Here is a 21,873-nt window from a genome sequence, read left to right on the forward strand (position 1 = left end):
GGCCTTCATTGGTCTTATCATATGCACGATCAGCACGGCAGTCATTCCAATAGGCCGCTGTGTTATCTCAAGCGCGGTGCATTTCTACCGCAATTCTCTGGCGGCGACACCAGTCGCCGTCAGTCTCATATCCGGCTGTTCACCAATACGCTCTTTCAGCCGACCAACATGATTTTCCTTCGGACGTTTCCGCGCAGTTTCCTTGCGAAAACACCCGATCCCGAACACGGAGAAAGCCCTTTTGACGGGCTGACCCTCCAAACGAATTGATCTCTGCTCACGGGGGTGCTGTTTCAGTATCTGCGTATCGCAATTGCGGCGATCAATCGCCCGGTTTGCTGCGTTCTCGACCAACACAGCATATTTGGCGTCAACCGCACTGTCCTCCGGCGGTCTCTTCCCCGTCAGGCAGTGTCGGCCCCGCTCTGCCTTTCCGCGGAGCGGGGACAAGCGGCTTTGGCAGATAATTCACCCATCACCTACGAAAGGACCGCTGCCAAAGGGTTGGAGTGTGGCTGCGGGATTGGTTGTCACGAGCGCGCGTAAACCAATGCCGAGTTGGTTGCACAAAGAACTGCATCTCTCTAGGTTGAAACGGCGATGATTACGTCGGCCATTGGGAAAATGTCGGTGCCGTAGCAAGCCCACGATTGCTTCTCCGGCACGGTACGCTCGCACGTTGGGCAGCAGGAAAAAGCGATGAAATTGGTAATACTTGCGGGTGGCCTCGGGACACGTATCAGCGAGGAGTCGCATCTCAGGCCCAAACCAATGATCGAAATTGGCGGGCGTCCCATCATCTGGCACATCATGAAGCACTACAGTGAGCACGGGATAGATGAATTCGTGATCTGCTGCGGCTACAAGGGCTATATGATCAAGGAGTATTTTGCGAACTACTTCCTGCACATGTCAGACGTCACCATAGATCTCGAAACCAACAAGATAGAAACGCACACTCAGCGGGCCGAGACGTGGAAAATCACCCTCGTCGACACCGGAGAGCAGACCCAGACCGGAGGGCGGATCAAGCGTGTTGCGGATCACCTGGATGGGACATTCTGCCTGACATATGGCGATGGGGTCAGCGATGTCGATCTGACGGCGTTAATCGCACACCATCGCGCGCAAGGGTCCGAAGCAACCGTAACTGCAATACAGCCCGCCGGACGTTTCGGCGGCCTTGTGATTGACGGTGAGCGGGTCTCCCGGTTTGAGGAAAAGCCTGAGGGCGATGGCCGGTGGATCAACGGTGGTTTTTTTGTCTGTGAGCCCGGCGTCCTCGACCGTATTTCAAACGACTTGACCGTGTTTGAAAAAGAGCCACTGGAATCTTTGGCGACAGAGGGCCAGCTGTCGGTTTGGAAGCACCCCGGCTATTGGCAGTCCATGGACACGTTGCGTGACAAGAACGCGCTGGAAGAGCTTTGGGCAAAAGGCCAGGCGCCGTGGAAAACCTGGGCATGAGCAGTTTCTGGAACGGCAAACGTGTTCTGGTAACGGGTCATACAGGGTTCAAAGGAAGCTGGCTTTCATTTTGGTTGAAGAGCCTCGGCGCTGATGTTGCGGGTATGGCTCTCCCCCCGAATACAAACCCCGCCCTATTCAACCAGCTTGGGATCGAAACGCTGGCCGATCACATGATTGGCGATATTCGCGACGCTGATCTGGTTGTTCGCCGTGTGGCTGAGGTGGAACCTGACGTCATATTCCACCTCGCAGCGCAGGCACTTGTCATCGAATCCTACGAAACGCCGTTAGAGACCTGGCAAACGAATGTTATGGGTTCTGCCCATATCATGCAGGCTGTCCGGCATCTGCCCGGCCGCTGCGCTGTCGTCATGGTAACCACCGACAAGGTGTACGAAAACCTCGAAGACGGACACCCATATAACGAACATCACCCGCTTGGCGGCCACGATCCCTATAGCGCCAGCAAGGCGGCGATGGAGATTGCTGTGTCGAGTTGGCGGCGCTCTTTTCTGGGCGGGACGGATATCAGGGTTGCCTCAGCAAGGGCCGGAAACGTGATTGGTGGTGGCGACTGGGCGGCGAACCGGATCGTTCCGGACATCGTGCGGGCGCTGACGCATGGGCAACAGATTGAGGTGCGCAATCCGCACGCTGTGCGCCCCTGGCAGCACGTTCTGGAACCGCTCGCCGGGTACCTTACACTCGCAGAACGGCTTTGGTCTTCGGATGATCCGGCGTATCAATCCGCTTTCAACTTTGGACCTGACCCGAAAGACACGCGGCCGGTCGGTGATCTGGTGACCGAAGCCTTGCGCCATTGGCCGGGGCACTGGACAGATGTATCACCAACGGCCCCTGTACATGAGGCGGGTCTTCTCAGCCTTGATCCCTCAAAAAGCGAAACGGTTCTCGGGGTAACGCCCCGCTGGACGTTCGAAGAAGCGATCGAAAAAACCATCAGCTGGTATCGTGCGGTCGCTGGCGGGGCATCGGCGACAGAGGTCACGGAAACCCAGCTTTCAGCCTTTGGTGCGGTATGATCTTCACGCCACTCCCCCTTACCGGTGCGTTTGAGGTTCTGTTGGAACCCCGAAAGGACGCGCGCGGCTTTTTCTCAAGGTTCTATTGTGAGGATGAGTTTTCACAGCACGGCCTCAATACAGATTGGGTGCAGATGAACCTTTCCCTCACCCGCGGGCGTGGATCGTTGCGCGGCTTGCATTTTCAGCGTGGAGCAGCCGCTGAAGTCAAACTGGTGCGTTGCCTGCGCGGACGGGTCTATGATGTCATTGTCGACCTTCGGGAAGGGTCCACCAGCTACGGCCGCCATGTCGGGGTCGAACTGGATGCGGAGCGGCGGAACTCGATCTACATCCCAGAAGGTTTTGCGCACGGCTTTCAGACACTGGAAGATGAAGCCGAACTCCAATACTTCCATTCCAAACCCTATTCACCGGGTCACGAGGGAGGCGTCAACTTGATGGACAACGACTTGGCAATCGACTGGCCCCTGCCCCCCGCCCAGATGTCTGAACGGGACGAGAACCTGCCACCCTTCAAGGAGGTCTTACCTCTATGACGCAGCTTTGCCGTCACTGCGCCGCGCCGCTGAGCATTCGGTTTCTGGACCTCGGATTCGCTCCGCCATCGAATGCGTATCTCACCCCTGAGGACCTGCAAAAACCCGAAGTGACGTTCCCGCTGCGATTGCTGGCATGCGGGACTTGCCGTCTTGTTCAAACCGAAGACTTCGCGGCGGCGGATGCTTTGTTTACAGAGGACTACGCTTACTTCTCATCAACCTCACAAGGCTGGCTGGATCACGCGGCGCGCTATGCAGATATGGCAATAGAGCGGTTTGGATTAGGGCCAAAAAGCCACGTGATGGAGGTGGCATCGAATGATGGCTATTTGCTGAAAAACTTCGTTGCCAAGGGCATCCCATGTGTCGGCGTGGAGCCAACGCAAAGCACCGCAGACGCCGCACGCGCGCAAGGCATTCCTGTTGTGCAGGACTTCTTCGGTATGGAGTTGGCTGCGACGCTGGATCAGGCAGACCTCATTGCCGGAAACAATGTCTACGCGCACGTGCCAGACATCAACGATTTCACCGCAGCCCTGAAAGCAACCTTAAAGCCGCAGGGCGTGATCACGCTTGAGTTTCCCCATCTCATGCAACTGGTGACCCTTCGACAGTTCGACACCGTGTATCACGAACATTTCTCCTATCTGTCCCTGCTTGCCGTGGACCGGATATTTGCTGCCGCCGGGCTGCGCATATTCGACGTTGAGGAATTGCCAACGCACGGCGGCAGCCTGCGCATCTTCGGATGCCACGACACGGCGGATCATGCGCAACACGGTTCCGTTGCTGCACTGATGGAGCGGGAGCGGGCAAACGGTATGGACGGTGATGACTTCTATCTGGCGTTCCAGTCGCAGGCGGATGACGTCAAGAACGACTTCCTCAGGTTTCTGTTGCAAGCCAAGGCTGAGGGCAAATCCGTAGCGGGGTACGGTGCCGCAGCCAAGGGCAACACCATCATGAACTATGCAGGCGTGCGGCCAGACCTGCTGCCGTTCATCTGTGACGCAGCCCCAGCCAAGATCGGCAAGCTGATGCCTGGCAGTCATATCCCGATACTGGCCCCTGCGGCCTTGCGGGAGAACCGCCCGGACTACCTCATCATTCTGCCATGGAACATCGCGGCGGAGGTCAAAACCCAGTGCAGCGATCTTGCCGCGCTTGGCACGCGTTTCGTGACCGCAGTACCGAAACTTCAGGTGTCGGAATGAGCCGCATTCTGATGACCGGTGCCACGGGTTTTGTTGGGTTTCCTGTGGCGCAAAAGCTTGCCGCCGAAGGGCATCCTTTGACCTGTGTGGTCCGTCCGGGAACTGAAACCCTATTGGCGGAACTGGATACGCAGATCATCCTCTGCGACGATGTATTCTCGCAATCCTCGGACTGGTGGGCCAGCACCCTGTCTGACATCGACACGCTTGTGCATCTGGCATGGTATGCGGAGCCGGGGAAATACCTCACGTCCGGGCTTAATCTGGATTGTCTGGCCGGAACGTTGTCGATGGCAAAAGGCGCCGCTGCGGCCAACCTGCGGCGCTTCGTTGGTATTGGCACCTGCTTTGAATATGACCTGAGCGCAGGCACGCTATCCGTCGAAACGCCGCTCGCCCCCAGCACGCCCTACGCAGCGGCGAAGGTTGCCGCTTTCACCATGTTGAACGCATGGTTTGCCACCACGGATGTCGCGTTCTTGTGGGCGCGTCTGTTCTACCTCTATGGCGCACGCGAAGACCAACGACGCCTCGTGCCCTATCTACATGCGCAATTAAGCAGCGGTCAGGCGGCAGAACTCACCAGTGGGCAAGCGGTGCGCGACTATCTGGATGTGGAGGAAGCAGCGGAGATTCTGGTAAGGGACATCCTTGGAAACCGCACCGGCCCGACAAACATTTGCAGCGGCAAAGGCGTCACAATCCGGGCACTCGCAGAGGAGATCGCGGACCAGTATGGCCGCCGAGACCTCCTTCAGTTTGGCGCACGCCCTGACAACCTGACCGACCCGCCGATTGTCGTCGGCCAAAGGACGGAAGAGACACCATGACACAGACTGCCAAAACCCGTTTGCTTTATGCGCAGGACGACTTCCCGGTCTTTCAAAACCGAATGTACGCCACCGCTGAGGAGGCACGCCAATGCCCGCGCGGCAACATTCGCCTGGTCGAGGACCTGACATCTGGACTGGTGCGGAACGAAGCTTTTGATCCTGACCTGGTCGACTACGATTCCGCCTACCAGAACGAACAGGCCAACAGCCTGCCATTCCGCCAGCATTTGGAATGGGCCGCTGATCTCATTTCCGAGGAAATCGGTTTGGATGATCTGGTCGAAGTTGGCTGTGGCAAGGGGACGTTTCTGGAGATGCTTGCCGCGCGCGGCGCCTCAATTACCGGGTTTGATCCAACGTATGAAGGGGATAGCCCGCTGATCCAAAGGCATTATTTCGGACCTGAACTGGGTCTGTCAGCAAAGGGCCTCGTGCTGCGCCATGTGCTGGAACACATTCCCGATCCCTATGCCTTTCTGTGCCAGTTGCGGGATGCAAATGGTGGGAGCGGATTGATCTATATTGAAGTGCCTTGCTTTGACTGGATCTGCAAAGAGCGGTCGTGGTTCGATATCTTCTACGAACATGTCAATTACTTCCGGCTGTCTGATTTCAAGAAGATGTTCGGGAAGACACCTGCCCTTGGGTGGTGTTTCGGAGGACAATACCTCTATGTCATTGGCGACCTGTCCAGTTTACGCGCGCCTGAGTATGACCCTGCGAACCCCGTGCACCTGCCCGATGACTTCACCCCATCGCTGCATGCGGGTGCCACCCCGTCGACAGATGTTGTCTGGGGCGGTGCGTCCAAGGGGGTGATCTATGCGTTGATGCGCGAACGGGCCGGAAATCCGGTTCAGGCTGTGATTGATATCAACCCGAACAAACAGGGCCAGTATCTGGCCGGTACCGGCCTGCGCGTCAGCGCGCCTGACGAAGTTCTGCCGAATGTGCCAAAATCCACAAGGATCCTTGTGATGAACCCGAATTACTGCGACGAGATCAAAAAAGCGTCGAACAACCAATTTACCTATGTCGAGGTGGGAAATGACTGAGTTCAAAAAAGAGATCGAGACCCGTATCTCGGACATGATGGAAAACAAACCGCTGAATGATCTGGCTATGTCATTTTTGCAGGCCACGACCCAGCCAAAGTACTCCTACAACTTCCACTGGCAGGACCGGCCGATCATCCAGTACCCGCAGGACATTGTTGCCATGCAGGAGCTGATCTGGAGCGTCAAACCCGATCTGATCATCGAAACCGGCATTGCCCATGGCGGATCGCTGATCTTCAGCGCGTCAATGCTCGCCCTGCTGGATATGTGTGAGGCGATTGAAGGGGGAACGACGCTTGACCCTGCCAAGTCCGCCCGAAAGGTATTGGGCATTGATATCGACATTCGTGCGCACAACCGGACCGCCATTCTGGAGCACCCCATGGCCTCTCGCATCGAGATGATTGAAGGCTCCAGCGTTGATCCCGACATTTTTGCCAAGGTCAAAGAGGCGTCGGAGGGGTATCAGCGGGTGCTCGTCTGTCTGGATTCAAACCACACCCATGATCATGTCCGAAGTGAGCTTGAGCTCTATGCGCCGCTCACATCAGTCGGAAGCTATTGCGTGGTCTTCGATACCCTGATCGAAGACATGCCCGCAGATGAATATCCCGACCGATCCTGGGGCCCCGGCAACAACCCCAAAACAGCCGTTTGGGATTATCTTGAGACCCATCCGGAGTTTGAGATCGACAAGAGCATTCCGGCAAAGCTGCTTGTCACTGTGGCCCATGATGGATTTCTCAAACGGGTCCGTTGATCAAAGCTGGCGTTTGTATCCTGTGGACCGGCGCTTGGCCAGTTTCCAGGCCGCGCGTTGTTCCATCTCGCCGGACAGAACCGCTCCGTAGTCCTCTCCCAACAGCCCATCCAGTGTTTGGGCTGCAGTTAGGATGGTGTTTTCGCCATCCCCTGCGGCGGACACTCTGAAACTGTGCAACTGCCCCCGCGCGCGAGCGAGCCGTTCAGTGAGGCTACGCTTGGATTTTGGCGGTGCAGAGAGCGCGGCGGACAATGCGTCAGATGTTCGCGTGGCGGCTGCATGATCACTCAAAATGCCGCGCAGTTGCTCTGCGAGTTGCGGATTCTTGCGCGCAGATCCAAGCACAAAGCGATACCAACTGACATAGTCAGGTTGAAACTCTTCCAGCGCATGATTGCGCCGCAACGTCTCCAGTGTTGAGAAGAAGGCCAGCGGCACCGATCCTGCATGCGGCACGACATCGCTCATGACATCTGTTTTGTTCTCTTTCGCAAATGCCTGACTGCTGCCCGTCTCTGACCGGTTCTTCTGCTCGGCCCCATGGCCACCCCCCGTGCTTGCAGGACTGTATCCATTGATGGAGAACGGGTGATCGACCCCGATAAAGTTGCCATCTTTCAAAATCGACCGATAGGTCAGATTGACGTCGGGTATCGCACTATCGAACACCGTTTGCGGGTTCATTGCAGTCTTGAGCATGTAGGCGCGTGAAAGGCAGCCGTGATAGATATCGGGTACCGGACGCAAGTTGGCCACGTCAGCTGTCAAAAGCTTGGACAGGTTGTCTGAACCTCGAAAGGGGCTCGGCAAGCCGAAGCAATTCCTGCGATACAAGCGCACCCCACCAGTTTTCTTCCCATACCCTTCGATGGGCCAACCATAGGTTGCCTTGATCCAACTCAACCCATCAGGTCTGTAGGTTTCCAGAAGCTGCCGGAGAAACCTGAACTGTTTCGGCAACATCCCGTCGTCGTCCCCGAAGAAGATCAGGTAATCTCCAGTTGCCGCTTCGAACGCATACTGAAAATTCTCCCGCATCGACAAGCGGGCGCCTGTGTTTACGTAAACCAGCCGAGGATCATCAATATCCTGAACCAGTTCTTCTGTCCCATCCGTACTGGCATTGTCGCTGACGACGATCTCAATGTCAGCGTCGTCAATCTGTAGGGCGGTCTTGATTGAATGCCGCAAGTATTGGCTGCGCTCCCGCGTTGGAATGACGATGCTGATTTTCACTTGTCTGTTTCTCTCTGTGCAGCCTGGCGCGGGGCCACTTGCTGGTGCTTCATCCAAATTAACCGATCAGCGCTGTCTCAAGCCGCTCAATCTGAACGAGTTCTAGATCAAGAACACCAAGGTTTGTAGCTTGAATAGGATAAGGAGCGTACCCGACAGACGGGTCATTGAATTGGTTGGAGAATTGGCTGGTCTTTTGACCCTTGGCACAGACAGGAACGCCCGCAGCGATTATGCTGCGGGCGGTTCTGTTACATTGGTTGCGGGAGGGCGCAACCATCTTAGCCTACTAATCATTGCACCAGATTTCTCGGCATGGCGATACGCTTCATAAATGACTGTTTTACTTGAACATTCAGGATTGGAAGTTGTTTTCGCCGCCATACCGGGTCCGAAGGAGGACCGATATGGCTCAACAACTCTACCCCTCACCCTTCTCTTTACGCCTTACATTTGAAGAGCGCGCAAAACTTGAACAAGATGCTGCTGGCCTGTCTCTCGGCGCATATGTTCGCCAGCGCTTATTCGGAAAGGATGTTTCGCCACGACATACACGTGGCAAGTTTCCGGTCAAAGACCATGAAGCGCTTGGGCGAGTTCTGGCGGCGCTTGGTGCCTCCAGAATTTCCAGCAACCTCAATCAACTTGCCCGCGCGGCACACACTGGCTCCTTGCCAATCACACCTGAGACGGAAGAAGACCTTGCTGAGGCATGCGCTGCGATAGTGGCGATCCGAGAAGAATTGCTGCGCGCACTTGGTACGCGCGCATGATTTTGAAAGCGTCACAAAGAGGCAATCCAGGCCAGTTGTCACGACACCTTTTGAACAGCCGCGACAACGAACATGTAGCGTTGCACGAAGTGCGCGGGTTCATTGCCGAAGATTTACAGCATGCACTTGAGGAAGCAGAAGCCATTTCCAAGGGCACACGGTGCAGCAAATTTCTATTTTCCTTGAGCCTAAGCCCGCCAGAGAAAGAAGACGTTTCAATCGATGCGTTTGAAGCAGCAATCGAGATGACTGAGCAACATCTAGGATTAGACAACCAACCACGCGCCATCGTTTTCCACGAAAAAGAAGGCAGACGTCACGCCCACGTAGTTTGGTCGCGCATTGATCCTGAAACGATGACGGCCCGAACCCTGCCCTTCTATAAAAACAGACTCATGGACGTGTCGCGTGAGCTCTATCTCGAAAACGGGTGGGACCTGCCAAAAGGTTTGATTGATCGATCTATGCGCAACCCACTCAACATGAGCCGCGAAGAATGGCAGCAATCCAAGCGAGCAAAGCAGGACCCACGCTTGGTAAAAGCGATGTTTGGCGACTGCTGGCAGTCTTCCGATTCAGAGAAAGCTTTGAAGGAAGCTCTTGCAGAACGCGGCTACACATTGGCGCGTGGTGATCGCAGGGGCGTTGTTGCCGTTGATTTTCGTGGTGAAGTTTTTGCCTTGGCTCGTTATGCTGGCGTCAAATCCAAAGACGTCAAAGACCGCATCAAAGAGCCTGAAAAACTGCCCTCGGTTGATCAGGCTAAAGCCAAAATTGCTGCGCGGATGACGCAGCAATTGAAGCGGTATGTGAAAGAGGCGGAATCCGGTCACAGGCGTCTTTCTCCAAGTTTGGAGATGCGATGTCAAAAGCTTGTCGAAACTCAACGTGCTGAAAGAAAAGAAATTGAAAAGAAGCACGATGCCCGCAACATCCAAGAAACGAAAGATCGCGCGGCCCGTCTTCCCAAAGGACTTGGCGGCCTATGGAGCCGCATGACTGGTAGATACGGCAAGATACGGAGGCAGAATGAATATGAAGCCTGGGAATCCCACCTTCGCGACCGTGAAGAAAAAGACGCACTGGTCTCCAAACATCTCGAAGACCGTCAGGCATTACAAAAAACCATTCTGAACGTTCGCTCTGAACGCAGCGCGGAGCTTAGCGCACTCAACGCCGAGATTGCTGCGTATTTAAAAATGGATGGCAAAGCGCCCAATGCAGGAAAGGCTTTTAAGGATACTGCGAAAGAACGTCCGGTCCGCAACGTCAGGAAGAGAAACAACACGCGCAACGACCCCGGCCATGATCTTGAGAGGTAGTCACTAATTTTTTAGGCACTTTTTCAGGCCTCTGGCCGTCTCAACTCTTTTCAACATCAGTGTTTGGTGGCTCTATGATCTCTGAGAAATAGGATAGAGATTCAGCTACTAAATCTAGGATCAAGCCGTAAGCTCTAGCGAGATCGAAACCAGCCTCCAACCCGAGGCGGCTCGCAGAACTAGCAATCAACTGTGCCTTCCTTTCGGCGGAAGTCAGATGAGAGTAGGCAATACGAAGATCGTAAAGTACATAAAATGGCAAAAGCATTTCGCTGATTTTTCCGGATGCATCGAATATCTCCAGCAAAGCCTGCAATCTCTTTAAGGAACCAGAGCCCCTCGAGGTAGCTCCAAGACCTGTCATAACTTGATTAAGTACGCTGTTGTCCAAAGCTTCAAGAAAGATGCGATTGAGGCTATCAAACACGTATCGTCGCTCTTTTTCAGTGTCGATCACAGGTGGCCTAAGGGCAGAAATCGTATCAATTAATTGTGAATCAAGATGCGCCAACTGGACGCCAAATTTCTTATTAAAGTTCCCAATAAATTTTGACCTAGCTTCTAGGACAAGCTTCTCTTTGGTTAGTTCGGTGAACTTGCATTCTATTTGACCATCATAGAAATCGCTCCCCAAAGAATGATCTGATTCCACGTTTTCAGAACGGAGATAAAACTGCTCTGCCTCAGGCAATTTGGCGACATCCCCTAACCACATAATGATCTTTCCGAAGCGGTTAATGCCAAATGGAATCGCATACTCGGCAGCATCGATCTCACCATAGGTCGGAGACGCAAAAGTAACGCGGTAATCGGGAGAGTTATCGTACTTGATCAGAACAGCGCTGTTAAAAAACAAGGGAGAAAGGAAGCCTACATCATGTTGCCGGTAGAGGCCTGGAAGATAAAAATAGTCGTCTGCATCAATGAGAAACGGAACATTTGAGAACTTATAAGTAACTTCCTTCTTATTCCGAACGGTAGTTACGCGGTCTGATCCCGCCTTGGTTGCTTGTTCATGTAAATAAATGACCGCGAACCGCGAATCATCCGGCAAATATTCCTTGTCGCAGTGTTCGCAATGCAGAGTTGGTAACCCTTTAATGCTCATATTAATGCCACTGACACTTTCGGAAAAGTGGATAAATCTCATATCCATACTTGCGCCGCAGTCTTCGCAATATAAGGACTGAGGCCTACCTCCTGATGGAAATACTTCAGACAAATCCATTAGATATACTCACTTTCAACGGGCCGACTTTGCATTCAGCAAAGGTAAAGTTGGCAGTAGCTCATCAATCGCTGCCCTGACGTCGTCAAGCATCGGCAAGGCATCTTTTTCACGCTTCCAGAGCGATGCAAAGTCGCTGGCGGTTTCTCGCGCGACATCAAGAACCATTTTCTCTGGCAGCGCAGCTTTCGCGGCAAGATGAGAAATTTCATCTTCATCAAAGGCCGCAAAATCCCGAACGCGGCTGTAGTTCAATGCGAAGCTGTCACCCTTAATGTAGGGAACTGTTGATACAAAATCATAGGCTGGCGAAAGAGCGGCGGTGCGTCGATCAGGATAGATCAGCGACCAGTTCTTGAGATGCATGTCCCCGTTGCCAATCAGCGTGCTGAACGTCAGGCGACGTATGAACTCTCGGATGTCTTCGTCCGATCCCTCCGCCGCGATGACGGCAGCAATGTTTCGCATGCTCGCTTTCTTATATTTGTCTTCGCCATAGACGCCAAAGACTTGCGCGAAGTCCTCGATATGCACACGCTCTCCGATAGGATGCCGGTCAAAGCGCTCGATTACGAAGGCCTTAGTTCCAAAGCGATCAGTGCCGTCAGGCAGATTTGCGATACTATCGATATCGACTAGATCAATACGAGGCACGTCCATGCCGAGCATGCTGGCAAGGCGCATCATCGAGAATTCATTTTCAGGAACACCCATGTATTCGCGTGAAGGCAGTTTGACGATCCAGTCACCGCCAATGCCCGAGGCCGGAATGGTCAGGCCACCGCTTGCGGCCTCAACGGCTGAGAATTTCAACTGAACACCGGCAAGAGAGAACCGAAGCATGTTGTCTTTGGATTTTGGCGCGTTTTCGCCATCCACATGCGCGGCCTCTGGTGGCCAGATTTCGCCATCCGCCGGTTTGATTGTTATCGCGCCAGGAAGGTCGCGCCCTAACGCCCAAAGCAAGAAGAATTCGCGCTCGGCATTCACCCCTGCTTGTTCTGCGAGGTACTTGCGCAAGTGCCCCTCCGGCAAGAGGTTGGAAAAGAATGGCATGACCTGTTTTTGGACAGGCTTAAATTCTGTGCGCAGTTCGCCAAACTCATCCTTGAAGAACAGGCCAAGTGTCGGGCGGTCAGGGTTCTCAATATATTCTTCGTTGAACGCGAACAGACTGCGATCCCCTGCGACGCGTGTCAGCGTGCCGATAGCCTCCCCATAAAGCTCAACATTTAGAACAGAAACATCAGCCATCACTGTCATCCTCGTCCAGGCTGTAGGCCGGTCTACTGGTTGGTTCGTTGATCATGTGTGACGGCACACTGTGCGCCAACATATTGCGGAGACGCTGAGCATCTTCGGCGATTTTTTCGAGGTTCTTTAGACCTCCAGAATTCTCGACAGCCTCAAGTGCGCTGCGCATATTCCTGATCGCGTCAGTTTCCTGCAAGATGTTGCGGAAATTGTTCATTTCTTGAAATTGTCTTTGCAGCGTTTCCATCGCAGAGCTCTCGTGCAAAGCTTTGGGCAGTGTATCAAGAGCACGTTGCGCGCGCGCGAGCTCGCGCAGTGCATCATTGTTGCTTTGAGGTTTGTGACTGCCCGTACTGCGCACAATCGATCTGACTGCCGGTGCCGATTTTCGTGGTATCATCGTCAGTTCAAGGTCAAGCGCATGGGCAAGTGACGCAAGGCTTGAGAGCCGCAAATCGACCGCGTTGCTCTCGATCTTTGAGATATGCGATTGCGGCACGCCTGAGCGAGCGCTAAGCTCTCTTTGGCTTAACCCTTTGTTTTCGCGCGCCGACTTCAGGGAAGCGGCGATGTTTTCGCTAGCGTAACTCATATTCTGATCTACTTTCACACATCAAGAACTACTCTTGATATAGAATAATGTATCATATCTTCAACACGCCAGGCAAGCTATGATCTACAAATATAGATCAACAGAAAGCCTTGATCTGCAATAATAGATCAAATTTCTGCACCTATAATGCAAAGGTGTCCCGTGCCCGAGGACACAGGACGAAACCTCGCTGGCAGGATGCGCTCTAAAAGAGCGACATCTGACGCGAGGCATCTTCGCGTTTTTTCCATGCGTCGCTATCGGCTTCATGGTCGAGCCAAGCGAGAACATAAGCTTCAGGCCCGCCATGCTCTTCGACGATTCCATCAGGCAAGAAATGCGAGCGATAGCCGGTTTCTGTGATGGGGATTTGTGCGTCATTCATGGCGGTGATCTCCAAGTGATCAAAGTCTGAATTCCAGCGACGCTTCCGAAAAACGATGCATATCGTTACGCCGCGCCAGTCGATCTGGCTGGTGATGGGGGCGCTCATGCGCGCCCCGCATCGTCAGAAGGTTCGGAGGTGTCTTCAAGAGGCGCGCGCAGAACGATGCGGCCATTGATCGGTATAGTTTCAAGTTGAAGCGTGTAGCCTTTGGCGTCTTTGTGCGACCACGCCGCTCCGACTTTGTTCCAGAAAGATTTGTCGCCTTTTTGGACGACATGCCAGGCCAGATAGTCCGGTGCCTTGTGCTCTTGGTTTTGGTTTTCGCGTGCCATGATGTTTCTCCTTTGTTTGGGTTGGCTTGCTAACGCGCTCCCAAAGACCGGATGCAAAAGATCAGATGTCATTTCCAACACGGGTGAGCGGCACGCGAACTGGTGCGGGCAGGATATTGAAAGCTGATCTGCATCCGGTCAGGGATTCCAAGCGTCTCTATGCAAGCCACCTCAGACAAAGACGTCAGAACAGCCAGCGGCAGAAAACCTATCCAAAGCACTGCGCCGCCACCAAGGGCATACAGTCCAGAACGTCCAAATTTTCCAAAGGATAGAACCAAGCGCGCAGTCGCACAGTGCCAACAGGCAACGGCATCAACAAACCCTGATCAGGCCAACCAACGCCAGCACTACCGCAAGATACCGCATCAATGACGCGCCGCGTTTTTGAGCGATCCACCAACAGCCAAGCAAAGCAGACCTACCGAACCATCAAGCGCCTTTGATGTGTGTGCGGGCCGAAAGGCCCTGAGTGGTTCGGGGCCTCCTTTTTGAGTGGAGGATCACATGAAACTCGTCTCACGATTTGAAGCAGCATCGCGCAGTACATCGGAGTTGCATGGCCTTTTCAAAGAAGCGTTCCATACTTTTGCTGCCGCGCCACGCGGCTCAGAAGATCGCCGAGCGGCTTTAAGTTCATTGGAAAATATCGAGGCCGAACTGGCATCCCGCCCGTCATATCTATGACGGGTCGGCGGCTGGGTGTCAGTGATCTGCGACTGCTTAATGCAAAGCACGGTCCAAGTCTGAGCTTGGCTCATTAGGGATACAGTCAATAACAAGGTCGCAAGCCTTTTCCCAACCCTTTTTAGTGTGCGGCTTCGGCATCCATTTCGGACGCTCACTTGGAGAGGAATCAGGGATCATTCCGTCTGCTTTTGCCGTCGCGAACGCTCTTCTCAGTTCCTCGACAGTAACATCGTCCAAGTTCTTGCCGTGGTCTCCAGCCTGTTCATGAACAAAGTCCAACCCTACCATAACAGCCACGGTTAGATATGCGCGCCGTCGAGCCACCACTTTTGAAACTTCTGAAGAGCGCTTGACGTCTTCTTCAAGGGCGCTCACCGCCTGTTTAAACTTATCAATCACACTCATAGAAACGTAACTCATTACTTTTAAAAGAAAATAAAATACCTCAAGGATTGAGACCTGTCAAAAAATCTCTTTTGAAATCATTGTCGGTTGCAAAGAGATCGGCCAAGCCATCAAGGCTTGGCCGAAAATTTTCTTCATGCAATAGCTTGCTTCGGCTCTTCCCCTTCTCCCTGAAACCCGTTCAAGAAATCCGCCGCGCGCTGCGCGTGCGCTGCCGCACTAAAGATCGCGCGCTTGTCGTCTTTCAGGACTTTGAGCCAGCTTTGAATATAGGCCGCATGATCGGTGCCAGGTTCCGGTGTCAATGCCAGATCAGCACAAAGAAAGGCTGCGCCAAGCTCTGCGACCAGTTCCTCGCGGGCATAACCTTCATCGCCCCACTTTTTATGCCCAAATTCACGGTCAAGACGGCTCTTGTGCTTCGTCCAGTGGGTCAATTCATGCGCTAACGTGGCATAATAGGCTTCAGGGCTGCGGAAACTTTCGAAAAACGGCATCTGCACATGATCGCTGCCGCCATTGTAAAATGCGCGGTTTCCGCCGTGGCGAACATCTGCGCCCGTTTTGGCAAAAAAGCCGTCCGCATGATCAATCCGCAAGACAGGATCAATGATCTTCGGCGGCTCGGCATAGTAGTGTTCTGGCAAGCCTTCGATCTGATCCACATTGAACACTGAATAGCCCTTCATGAAAGAAATTTTGCGCTCTTCCTCGCCGCCGTCGCTGGTTTCTTCGGTCTTGGTGATGGTGTTGGCATACACGACCAGATTGCCGCGCTCGCCCTTTTTGACGTGGGCGTCAAATTCCTTGGCCTGTTTGAAGGTCATCCAGTAGGGCGATGCATATCCGCCTTCCATCGCTGCACCCCACAGCATCAAAATGTTGATCCCGCTGTAAGGCAAACCGTTATGACGGAGCGGCTTGATGATCCGCCCATCTGTGTTTGCAGAGCTCCAAGGCTTCAGCCAAGTGAGCTCCCCTTGCTCCAAATCTGCAATGATCTTGTCGGTGACTTTCTGATAAATATCTTTTTTCATTGGCTTTTCCTTTCCTAGATAGCCGGTTGCGCATGCAACCGGGACTAGGCCCGCGCCAATGAGCGGGGGATGGCGGTCAAGACCCGCACGGCGTGAGGGGGATCACCCGCCCTGCACAAACGACGAAGGAGTGCGGAAGGACGGGGATACACGCCGTACGCGCCCCAAAGGGCGTTCAGGTCTTGATGGCCTGGGGGACGCAGACCCCACTTTAATTAGGGAGAAAAGTCAGCCCTTTAGGGTTGGCAGATTAATCGCAGGGAATCAAAGCCGAATGGCTGAAACCGCGTAGCGGGTACCTGACCACTCTTGGGTGGGGTGAAGATCAGATCGAAGCGCGTGGTAAAGAGCTTTTTGAATTTGCGCAGAAAATTTGGTCTTATCCCGAATTCTAACGCGCTCATCATTCGCTTGCTAAAAAATAAGTTGGTGATCGGTTAGCTAACTGATCAATGAATTCCGAGTTTGTGGAAGAAAACGCTGTTACGCATTTCTGCGTCTCGGAGGACTTTGTCCCAGCTCAGTACTTCCATATATAATCTAATGTTTCCAAACCATTGAAACCACCCCATGCCATCTGGCATCGGCGTGAATTGCTTTTCATTCTCTAGCCATTTTTTGACTTTTTCAGAGGTTTCACACATCACATATCCATAAAATGGGGTGTTATCTGCAACTTGGATAGGCCGTCCCGTGGGGGTCTTAAATTTCCCATCTCTGACGCTGTTCACATATCTTACAATCTGCTGCACTGGGTCTTCTTTTGACGAGGGATTCACAAAGTCGTCTCGACCAGGTCTTTTGAACTCAAAAACAGTGATTGGGTTGCTTGCTTCGTTGTCGCCTCTGAAGAGCACAGGGGTATCAAAAACCAATAAATCAGGACGCTCCGAACTCCCACCGTCCAGTGGTTTGTCCGAGCTCACAAAATTTGTGAAGTTCAGGCGCTCGTCTATGATCCAGAGATTGTGATCTTCTAAAGCTGTCGCTGCGGTGTCTCCCTTGCGAGGGAAAATAATATCATGAACCGTGCCCTCAGACGGATATTTTTGATCAACCGAAAGCTCAAAGCTCTTGCCAAAGAGCGTGAGCACATGCTTGCGCAAAGCAATGTAGTGGATCAAATCGTTTCGACTGGTTTTGGATATCTGATCGATTATCTTGGGTAAGCCATTGTTTAGGCCGTCCGCATCAGTTTCATTGAGCATCCGATCTACTTGCTGCCGTATAGCAACCTCCTGGCTAAATTTCTCCTTCTGAAACACCGTCTCGATCTGCTCTGGCGAAGGGTTATACGGCATTGCAGACAGCTCAATGTCCGCGGCAATTGTCCGGTGCCACGGTGCCGAAATTTCAACGTAATCCTGAACCTGCACCCGTTTCTTCTCTTGGCGCGCCGTGATCGTATCACCTAACGCATTGCGCGCGATATATGCGGCAGCCTGTTCAATCTCGGCTTGCGAAATAGCATGAAGGAGGTCATCCCCTTTAGGAAATTTGAAGTCACCACGTTCTAGCGAGACGTTCGCATCGAGGTATGTCCCAAATACATATGCTTTAACGATATAGTTGCGGTCTCGATCATCGCCTTCAGAAGATCGCTCTTCAAAAAACTCATCGGCAAATTCTGGCACAAAACTGTGAAGGGCCGTGTCCGTCACTTCTCGTCGATCCGCCACTAAGCTGACTTTACTTCTTTGGTTTCTAGGTGAAAAGAGCTTGAATACACGAACCTGAAATGTTTGTGCTTTTTCACCAGTTCCGAGGACAATCGTCCCGTCTTCAAGTGGGATCTCCTTTATGGTTGCTGCAAGTTGGTTGCTCACAAAGTCATTCAAAATGATCCGGCCAGTGCCATCTTCTTCGGCAATTCCAATCTCGGGGCATTGATATTCGGAATCAATAAAGTACGGCAATAAGCGCTCAATGAGCGATCGCGCTATTGTCGTCAATTTTCTATCAGGGAAAGCTCGCTTAGCCTTAAGCATTGTGACTCGCGACCCAATGATTCCTTCGGCGCAATCCTCAACACTCTCATTGACGATAATATCGGTCTGCTTGCCCATCTTGAAAGAGCGTTTCTTGCGGCCAGACTCATCCTCAAAGATGCTCTCGATTGTTAGATCATCGAAATATTTCAGGCAGGTGAAACGCCCAAAACCTTTACCGCCTTGAGCGATTTTGTGATCTGAATAGAGGGTATCAAACGAATCCCGATTTATGTTATTAAAACCAATTCCATTGTCGACAACAGTGAAGCTCTCGACAGATGGTTGACCGCTGCCGAGCTCCTTTTGATTGGACCGCGCCACTGAAATATCGACGCTGCCCACTGCATTTGGTCCAGCTTCAATCGCTTGAATGGCATTCACTATTGTTTCAACAAGCGGTGTATAAACATTTGTTCCTGAACGAATATTTTCGACGGCTCTTCGAACGTTGATATTACTCATTCGCACCTCTTCTAGACAATTTGGCCCGCTTAGGATCGTAAGAGTACCCAGAAATCGTCCCGTCTTTGATCTTTTCGACCGCTTCTTTGATTACAAATAGTGGCACGAGAAACCACTCGCGCGGCACAACAGGCCGCCCAAATCGATCCATGATCTCAATCTCAAGCCGCGCAGGCTCAAAAATGCGATGGATCAGGTTTTCCAGCTTTGTTCGGTTGATGTTGTAGAGCTCATATGTCGCAACGACATCGACATTTGCCATCAAAAACGTTGGTTGAAGATGTGCGCCAGCAATACGTTTTTCGACACTCATGTTCGTCACGCCGATCTTATGAACAAGCTCGCGGTTTTCGGCGACGAGTGGATGATCAGACTTGCTTCGCAACACATAAATCGTGCCGCTCGCTTCGTCGCCATCGATAGTCTGGTCAGAAAACAATGGACCAGCACTCGGCTCGGTAATCCGACGCCCAGCATCACCGTCAGCGTTCAACGCCCTTTGGAGTGAGCGCATGAGCATGTTGCTCTCGGTGCCATTGTCAAAAATGACGCGGAGCCGTGCATCAGTGCGGCCTTGATCGGTTAGGGTGGTCTCCCCCATTTCCGCAACATAGGCTTTCTGACCGCCGACAATGAAGAAGCGACCCGGTTCAATCTCAGCTTTAAGTTCAAACTTTCTGGTTTCACGAAGGCCTGTGTCGAGCTCTTTTTGAATTTTCTCAAACAACGGCTTGAAGGTTTCGAAGTCCTCGCACTTCTCGCGGTTAGCAATATTCTCAGCAGCCTTCTTTTCGGCTGTTGATCGGACATGCTTGAGCTCTGTGATTGGCGGCGCTTCCACCTCAATGCCAAGCTCAGCAAGCAAGGCATCGTCGTCGAGCTCGTCGGCATCACTTGGCTGTGTTGCTGCTGATCCGGTAAGAAGGTTTTGGTGATCAAGCGGCCCTACCAGATCGCGGCACTCTTGAAGCTCGCGGATGCGATCCAATCGTACGGCATAAAGCCGTTCAAAAATATCGCGCTCTTCACCGTACTCGGGCGCACGGCCATGTTCTTCAGTAAAGCGCTGTGTTTCTTCAAAACCAGCGATGATGCGTTCTTCGCGCGGCGTGCGAGACACCGCTTTTTTGACTTCAACGTCAACACCAAGCTCAGCTAAGAGTGCATCATCGTCTGCGGTGAACGATTTAGCCATTGGCGGCCTCCTGCTTCATACGCGCGAGGTAAGCCACACCTTCGGCCATCTTCTTTTCCCAAGCATCGGCGGATGTGATGGATGGCAAACGCCCTCTCTCTTGTTTGAACTTCACGGCACGCCGCGCCAACTCGCGCGCTTCTTCAGGTGAAAGTTGCACCTTCTTTGCAGAAATAACCGCCTGAACCTGCTTGAGACTTTCTTCGCTCATGGTCTTTGCCAAAATCGCGTAGGCCTCACTGAAAGGGTTGATCTGATCGATCAGGTCGATGTCTAACTCACGCACGTCCATCGCAAACTTCCGAACGCCATCTATCAGCGCAGTGTTACCGCTTGTCTGTGCATCATCATCGGGCGCGGAAAGAGCAATCTCCTTCGCTTTCTGGGTCAGATTAAGCGCTGCGATAGCATGTTGCCGAACAGCCTCCTGATCGTCAGCATCCAGCTCGGGGAACTTTGCACCGACGATCTTGCCCATACGCACCTGCGTCAGCTCTTCGGGCACTAGCTCTTCATCAAACAGCCCGCGCTCAATCGTCGTTTTGTCTTGAACGAAAGCTGTGATGACCTCGTTCAAATCTTCTTGGCAGATGCGTGCGGCTTCCTTGCTCTTGGGCTCGGCCAGCCCTTTTATCTCGATTTGAAACTGACCACTGTCCTCGTTGAAACCAACGTTTTCTTTCGCCGGATCGTAGCCGCCTTCACCATAGTCGAAACCCTCAACTGGCCCACTCTTCGGGCTCTTGGGTGTGAAATTGAAGCGTGGGGCAAGCACCTGCTCCATGAGAAGGCTGGCGGCAATGGCTTTGAGCGTATCGTTTACCGCCTCTGTTACAGCTTCTTCGGCTGCATCGGGCTCAGCAATGAGGTTTGTGAAACGCGCGCGTGACTTACCTTCTGCATCGCGTGTCGCGCGGCCAATGATCTGCACAATCTCTGTCAGGCTCGCACGATAACCAACCGTCAACGCGTGCTCGCACCAAATCCAGTCGAAACCTTCTTTGGCCATGCCCAGCGCAATGATGATATCCACATGGTCGCGGTTGTTCTTTTCTGCGGGGTCCTTCAAAGCCGCCGAAACCTTATCGCGTTTGACCGCCTCGTCATCCACAAGATCAGCAATCTTCAGAACGCGCCCGTCATCTGTCTTCACAAGCTGAAATCCTGTCTTTGGGTCTGTGCCCTGCCAGTCACCCAGAGCATCAATGATGTGCTCCACCTCGCGATGCTTGTCCTTGGTGCTCTCACGCGAATTCACATTGGGGATGTGCAGGATCGTCTTCTCGTTCGCATCGAGCACTTTCAGAATGTCGTCTGCATAAGAGCCGGAATAGAAGAAGTAGCCAATATCAAGCGTCTTCAGGTATTTGTAGCCGTTCAACTGCTCGTAATAGGTATAGGTGACAGTATCGAACTTGGCCTCGTCCTCGGGCGAGAGAACCGCCTCGGCGTCACCGCGAAAATATGATCCCGTCATGGCAACCATGTGCGCTTTGTCGCGCGCCATGAAGTCGCCAAGGTGCTGGCCGAGTTTATTGTCGGGATTTGCTGAGACATGGTGAAATTCGTCCACCGCGATCAACCGATCATCAAATGCCTGTACCCCAAACTTATCGACGGCGAAGCGGAAAGTGGCGTGTGTGCAAACGAGCACTTGATCATCACTTTCGAGAAACCTACCGACCGCGCCAACTTTGCCATCGTCCCCGCCAGGTGCGTTGCACAGGTTCCACTTTGGCTGAACGCTCCAGTCTGCCCAGAAGCCAAACTTGCTCAGCGGCTCATCGGCAAAACTCGATCCAATGGATTTCTCCGGCACCACCACGATTGCCTGCTTGAGCCCTTGATTTTGCAGCTTGTCCAACGCGATGAACATCAGCGCACGGCTCTTGCCCGAGGCAGGCGGCGACTTGATCAGAAGATACTGTTCGCCTCGTTTCTCATACGCGCGCTCTTGCATCGCCCGCATGCCAAGCTCGTTGGATTTGGTCGAGGCACCATTCTGGGCGTAGGTCACAGAAACTGAGGGAACGGACTTAGTCATC

The 21,873-nt window shown here is 53.0% G+C and carries 21 protein-coding genes; 10 read left to right on the forward strand and 11 right to left on the reverse strand.

Annotated elements, in window-relative coordinates; all coding sequences use genetic code 11:
* The first annotated feature begins 699 nt into the window (after positions 1-699).
* From rfbF to Q1A91_RS04225, 7 genes are read left to right on the forward strand one after another with little or no spacing between them, the layout of a single operon-like run.
* Positions 700-1,467, forward strand: coding sequence for a glucose-1-phosphate cytidylyltransferase (gene rfbF, locus Q1A91_RS04195; RefSeq protein ID WP_299873256.1), 768 nt, complete (start codon positions 700-702; stop codon positions 1,465-1,467).
* Positions 1,464-2,513 (forward strand): CDP-glucose 4,6-dehydratase, encoded by a 1,050-nt coding sequence (gene rfbG, locus Q1A91_RS04200; RefSeq protein WP_299873258.1) that lies wholly within the window; start codon positions 1,464-1,466, stop codon positions 2,511-2,513. The genes rfbF and rfbG overlap by 4 nt, the downstream gene beginning before the upstream one ends.
* A complete protein-coding gene (rfbC, locus tag Q1A91_RS04205; RefSeq protein WP_299873261.1) occupies positions 2,510-3,052 on the forward strand; it encodes a dTDP-4-dehydrorhamnose 3,5-epimerase in 543 nt (180 codons plus the stop codon). Before rfbG ends, rfbC begins: the two co-directional genes overlap by 4 nt.
* Positions 3,049-4,269: a class I SAM-dependent methyltransferase gene (locus tag Q1A91_RS04210; protein WP_299873264.1), complete on the forward strand. Its 1,221-nt coding sequence runs from the start codon at positions 3,049-3,051 to the stop codon at positions 4,267-4,269. The genes rfbC and Q1A91_RS04210 overlap by 4 nt, the downstream gene beginning before the upstream one ends.
* Complete coding sequence (locus tag Q1A91_RS04215; RefSeq protein WP_299873267.1) at positions 4,266-5,099, forward strand: NAD(P)-dependent oxidoreductase; 834 nt, start codon at positions 4,266-4,268, stop codon at positions 5,097-5,099. Before Q1A91_RS04210 ends, Q1A91_RS04215 begins: the two co-directional genes overlap by 4 nt.
* Entirely contained in the window at positions 5,096-6,157 is a 1,062-nt protein-coding gene (locus Q1A91_RS04220) for a class I SAM-dependent methyltransferase (protein WP_299873270.1), read from the forward strand. Before Q1A91_RS04215 ends, Q1A91_RS04220 begins: the two co-directional genes overlap by 4 nt.
* The gene (locus Q1A91_RS04225; protein WP_299873273.1) at positions 6,150-6,920 is read left to right on the forward strand and encodes a cephalosporin hydroxylase family protein; all 771 of its coding nucleotides are present in this window, start codon (positions 6,150-6,152) and stop codon (positions 6,918-6,920) included. Before Q1A91_RS04220 ends, Q1A91_RS04225 begins: the two co-directional genes overlap by 8 nt.
* Here the strand turns inward: Q1A91_RS04225 and Q1A91_RS04230 are convergent, their stop codons facing one another.
* Positions 6,921-8,159 (reverse strand): glycosyltransferase family 2 protein, encoded by a 1,239-nt coding sequence (locus Q1A91_RS04230; protein ID WP_299873276.1) that lies wholly within the window; start codon positions 8,157-8,159, stop codon positions 6,921-6,923. It lies immediately after the preceding gene.
* Between the two features lie 407 nt (positions 8,160-8,566).
* Between Q1A91_RS04230 and mobC the strand changes: the two genes are divergently transcribed.
* Positions 8,567-8,932, forward strand: a complete 366-nt coding sequence (gene mobC, locus Q1A91_RS04235) for a plasmid mobilization relaxosome protein MobC (RefSeq protein WP_008182257.1) — start codon at positions 8,567-8,569, stop codon at positions 8,930-8,932.
* Positions 8,929-10,254 (forward strand): relaxase/mobilization nuclease domain-containing protein, encoded by a 1,326-nt coding sequence (locus Q1A91_RS04240; protein WP_299873285.1) that lies wholly within the window; start codon positions 8,929-8,931, stop codon positions 10,252-10,254. Before mobC ends, Q1A91_RS04240 begins: the two co-directional genes overlap by 4 nt.
* 40 nt (positions 10,255-10,294) lie before the next feature.
* Here Q1A91_RS04240 and Q1A91_RS04245 read toward each other — a convergent pair whose 3' ends face one another.
* The 5 genes from Q1A91_RS04245 to Q1A91_RS04265 all read right to left on the reverse strand — a co-directional run bounded on the left by Q1A91_RS04245 (position 10,295) and on the right by Q1A91_RS04265 (position 14,048).
* Positions 10,295-11,482, reverse strand: coding sequence for a hypothetical protein (locus Q1A91_RS04245; protein WP_299873288.1), 1,188 nt, complete (start codon positions 11,480-11,482; stop codon positions 10,295-10,297).
* A gap of 15 nt (positions 11,483-11,497) precedes the next feature.
* Complete coding sequence (locus tag Q1A91_RS04250) at positions 11,498-12,739, reverse strand: type II toxin-antitoxin system HipA family toxin (protein WP_367278643.1); 1,242 nt, start codon at positions 12,737-12,739, stop codon at positions 11,498-11,500.
* Positions 12,729-13,328: a helix-turn-helix transcriptional regulator gene (locus tag Q1A91_RS04255; protein WP_299873292.1), complete on the reverse strand. Its 600-nt coding sequence runs from the start codon at positions 13,326-13,328 to the stop codon at positions 12,729-12,731. Before Q1A91_RS04255 ends, Q1A91_RS04250 begins: the two co-directional genes overlap by 11 nt.
* Before the next feature lie 205 nt (positions 13,329-13,533).
* Positions 13,534-13,821 (reverse strand): hypothetical protein, encoded by a 288-nt coding sequence (locus Q1A91_RS04260; protein ID WP_299873294.1) that lies wholly within the window; start codon positions 13,819-13,821, stop codon positions 13,534-13,536.
* Complete coding sequence (locus Q1A91_RS04265; protein ID WP_299873296.1) at positions 13,818-14,048, reverse strand: hypothetical protein; 231 nt, start codon at positions 14,046-14,048, stop codon at positions 13,818-13,820. Before Q1A91_RS04265 ends, Q1A91_RS04260 begins: the two co-directional genes overlap by 4 nt.
* Positions 14,049-14,555: 507 nt before the next feature.
* Between Q1A91_RS04265 and Q1A91_RS04270 the strand changes: the two genes are divergently transcribed.
* Complete coding sequence (locus tag Q1A91_RS04270; protein WP_299873298.1) at positions 14,556-14,735, forward strand: hypothetical protein; 180 nt, start codon at positions 14,556-14,558, stop codon at positions 14,733-14,735.
* A 36-nt stretch (positions 14,736-14,771) separates the two neighbouring features.
* Here the strand turns inward: Q1A91_RS04270 and Q1A91_RS04275 are convergent, their stop codons facing one another.
* From Q1A91_RS04275 to Q1A91_RS04295, 5 genes are all read right to left on the reverse strand, one after another.
* Positions 14,772-15,143: a hypothetical protein gene (locus tag Q1A91_RS04275; protein ID WP_299873300.1), complete on the reverse strand. Its 372-nt coding sequence runs from the start codon at positions 15,141-15,143 to the stop codon at positions 14,772-14,774.
* Positions 15,144-15,277: 134 nt separating this feature from the next.
* A complete protein-coding gene (locus Q1A91_RS04280) occupies positions 15,278-16,180 on the reverse strand; it encodes a zincin-like metallopeptidase domain-containing protein (protein WP_299873303.1) in 903 nt (300 codons plus the stop codon).
* Positions 16,181-16,629: 449 nt separating this feature from the next.
* The gene (locus Q1A91_RS04285; protein WP_299873305.1) at positions 16,630-18,633 is read right to left on the reverse strand and encodes an ATP-binding protein; all 2,004 of its coding nucleotides are present in this window, start codon (positions 18,631-18,633) and stop codon (positions 16,630-16,632) included.
* Complete coding sequence (locus Q1A91_RS04290) at positions 18,626-19,828, reverse strand: GIY-YIG nuclease family protein (RefSeq protein ID WP_299873308.1); 1,203 nt, start codon at positions 19,826-19,828, stop codon at positions 18,626-18,628. Before Q1A91_RS04290 ends, Q1A91_RS04285 begins: the two co-directional genes overlap by 8 nt.
* Complete coding sequence (locus Q1A91_RS04295; RefSeq protein WP_299873310.1) at positions 19,821-21,872, reverse strand: DEAD/DEAH box helicase; 2,052 nt, start codon at positions 21,870-21,872, stop codon at positions 19,821-19,823. The genes Q1A91_RS04290 and Q1A91_RS04295 overlap by 8 nt, the downstream gene beginning before the upstream one ends.
* Between the last annotated feature and the right edge of the window lies 1 nt (position 21,873).

Origin of the sequence: uncultured Sulfitobacter sp., from assembly GCF_947500075.1 — a bacterium.
In the GTDB taxonomy this organism is placed as follows: Bacteria; Pseudomonadota; Alphaproteobacteria; order Rhodobacterales; family Rhodobacteraceae; genus Sulfitobacter.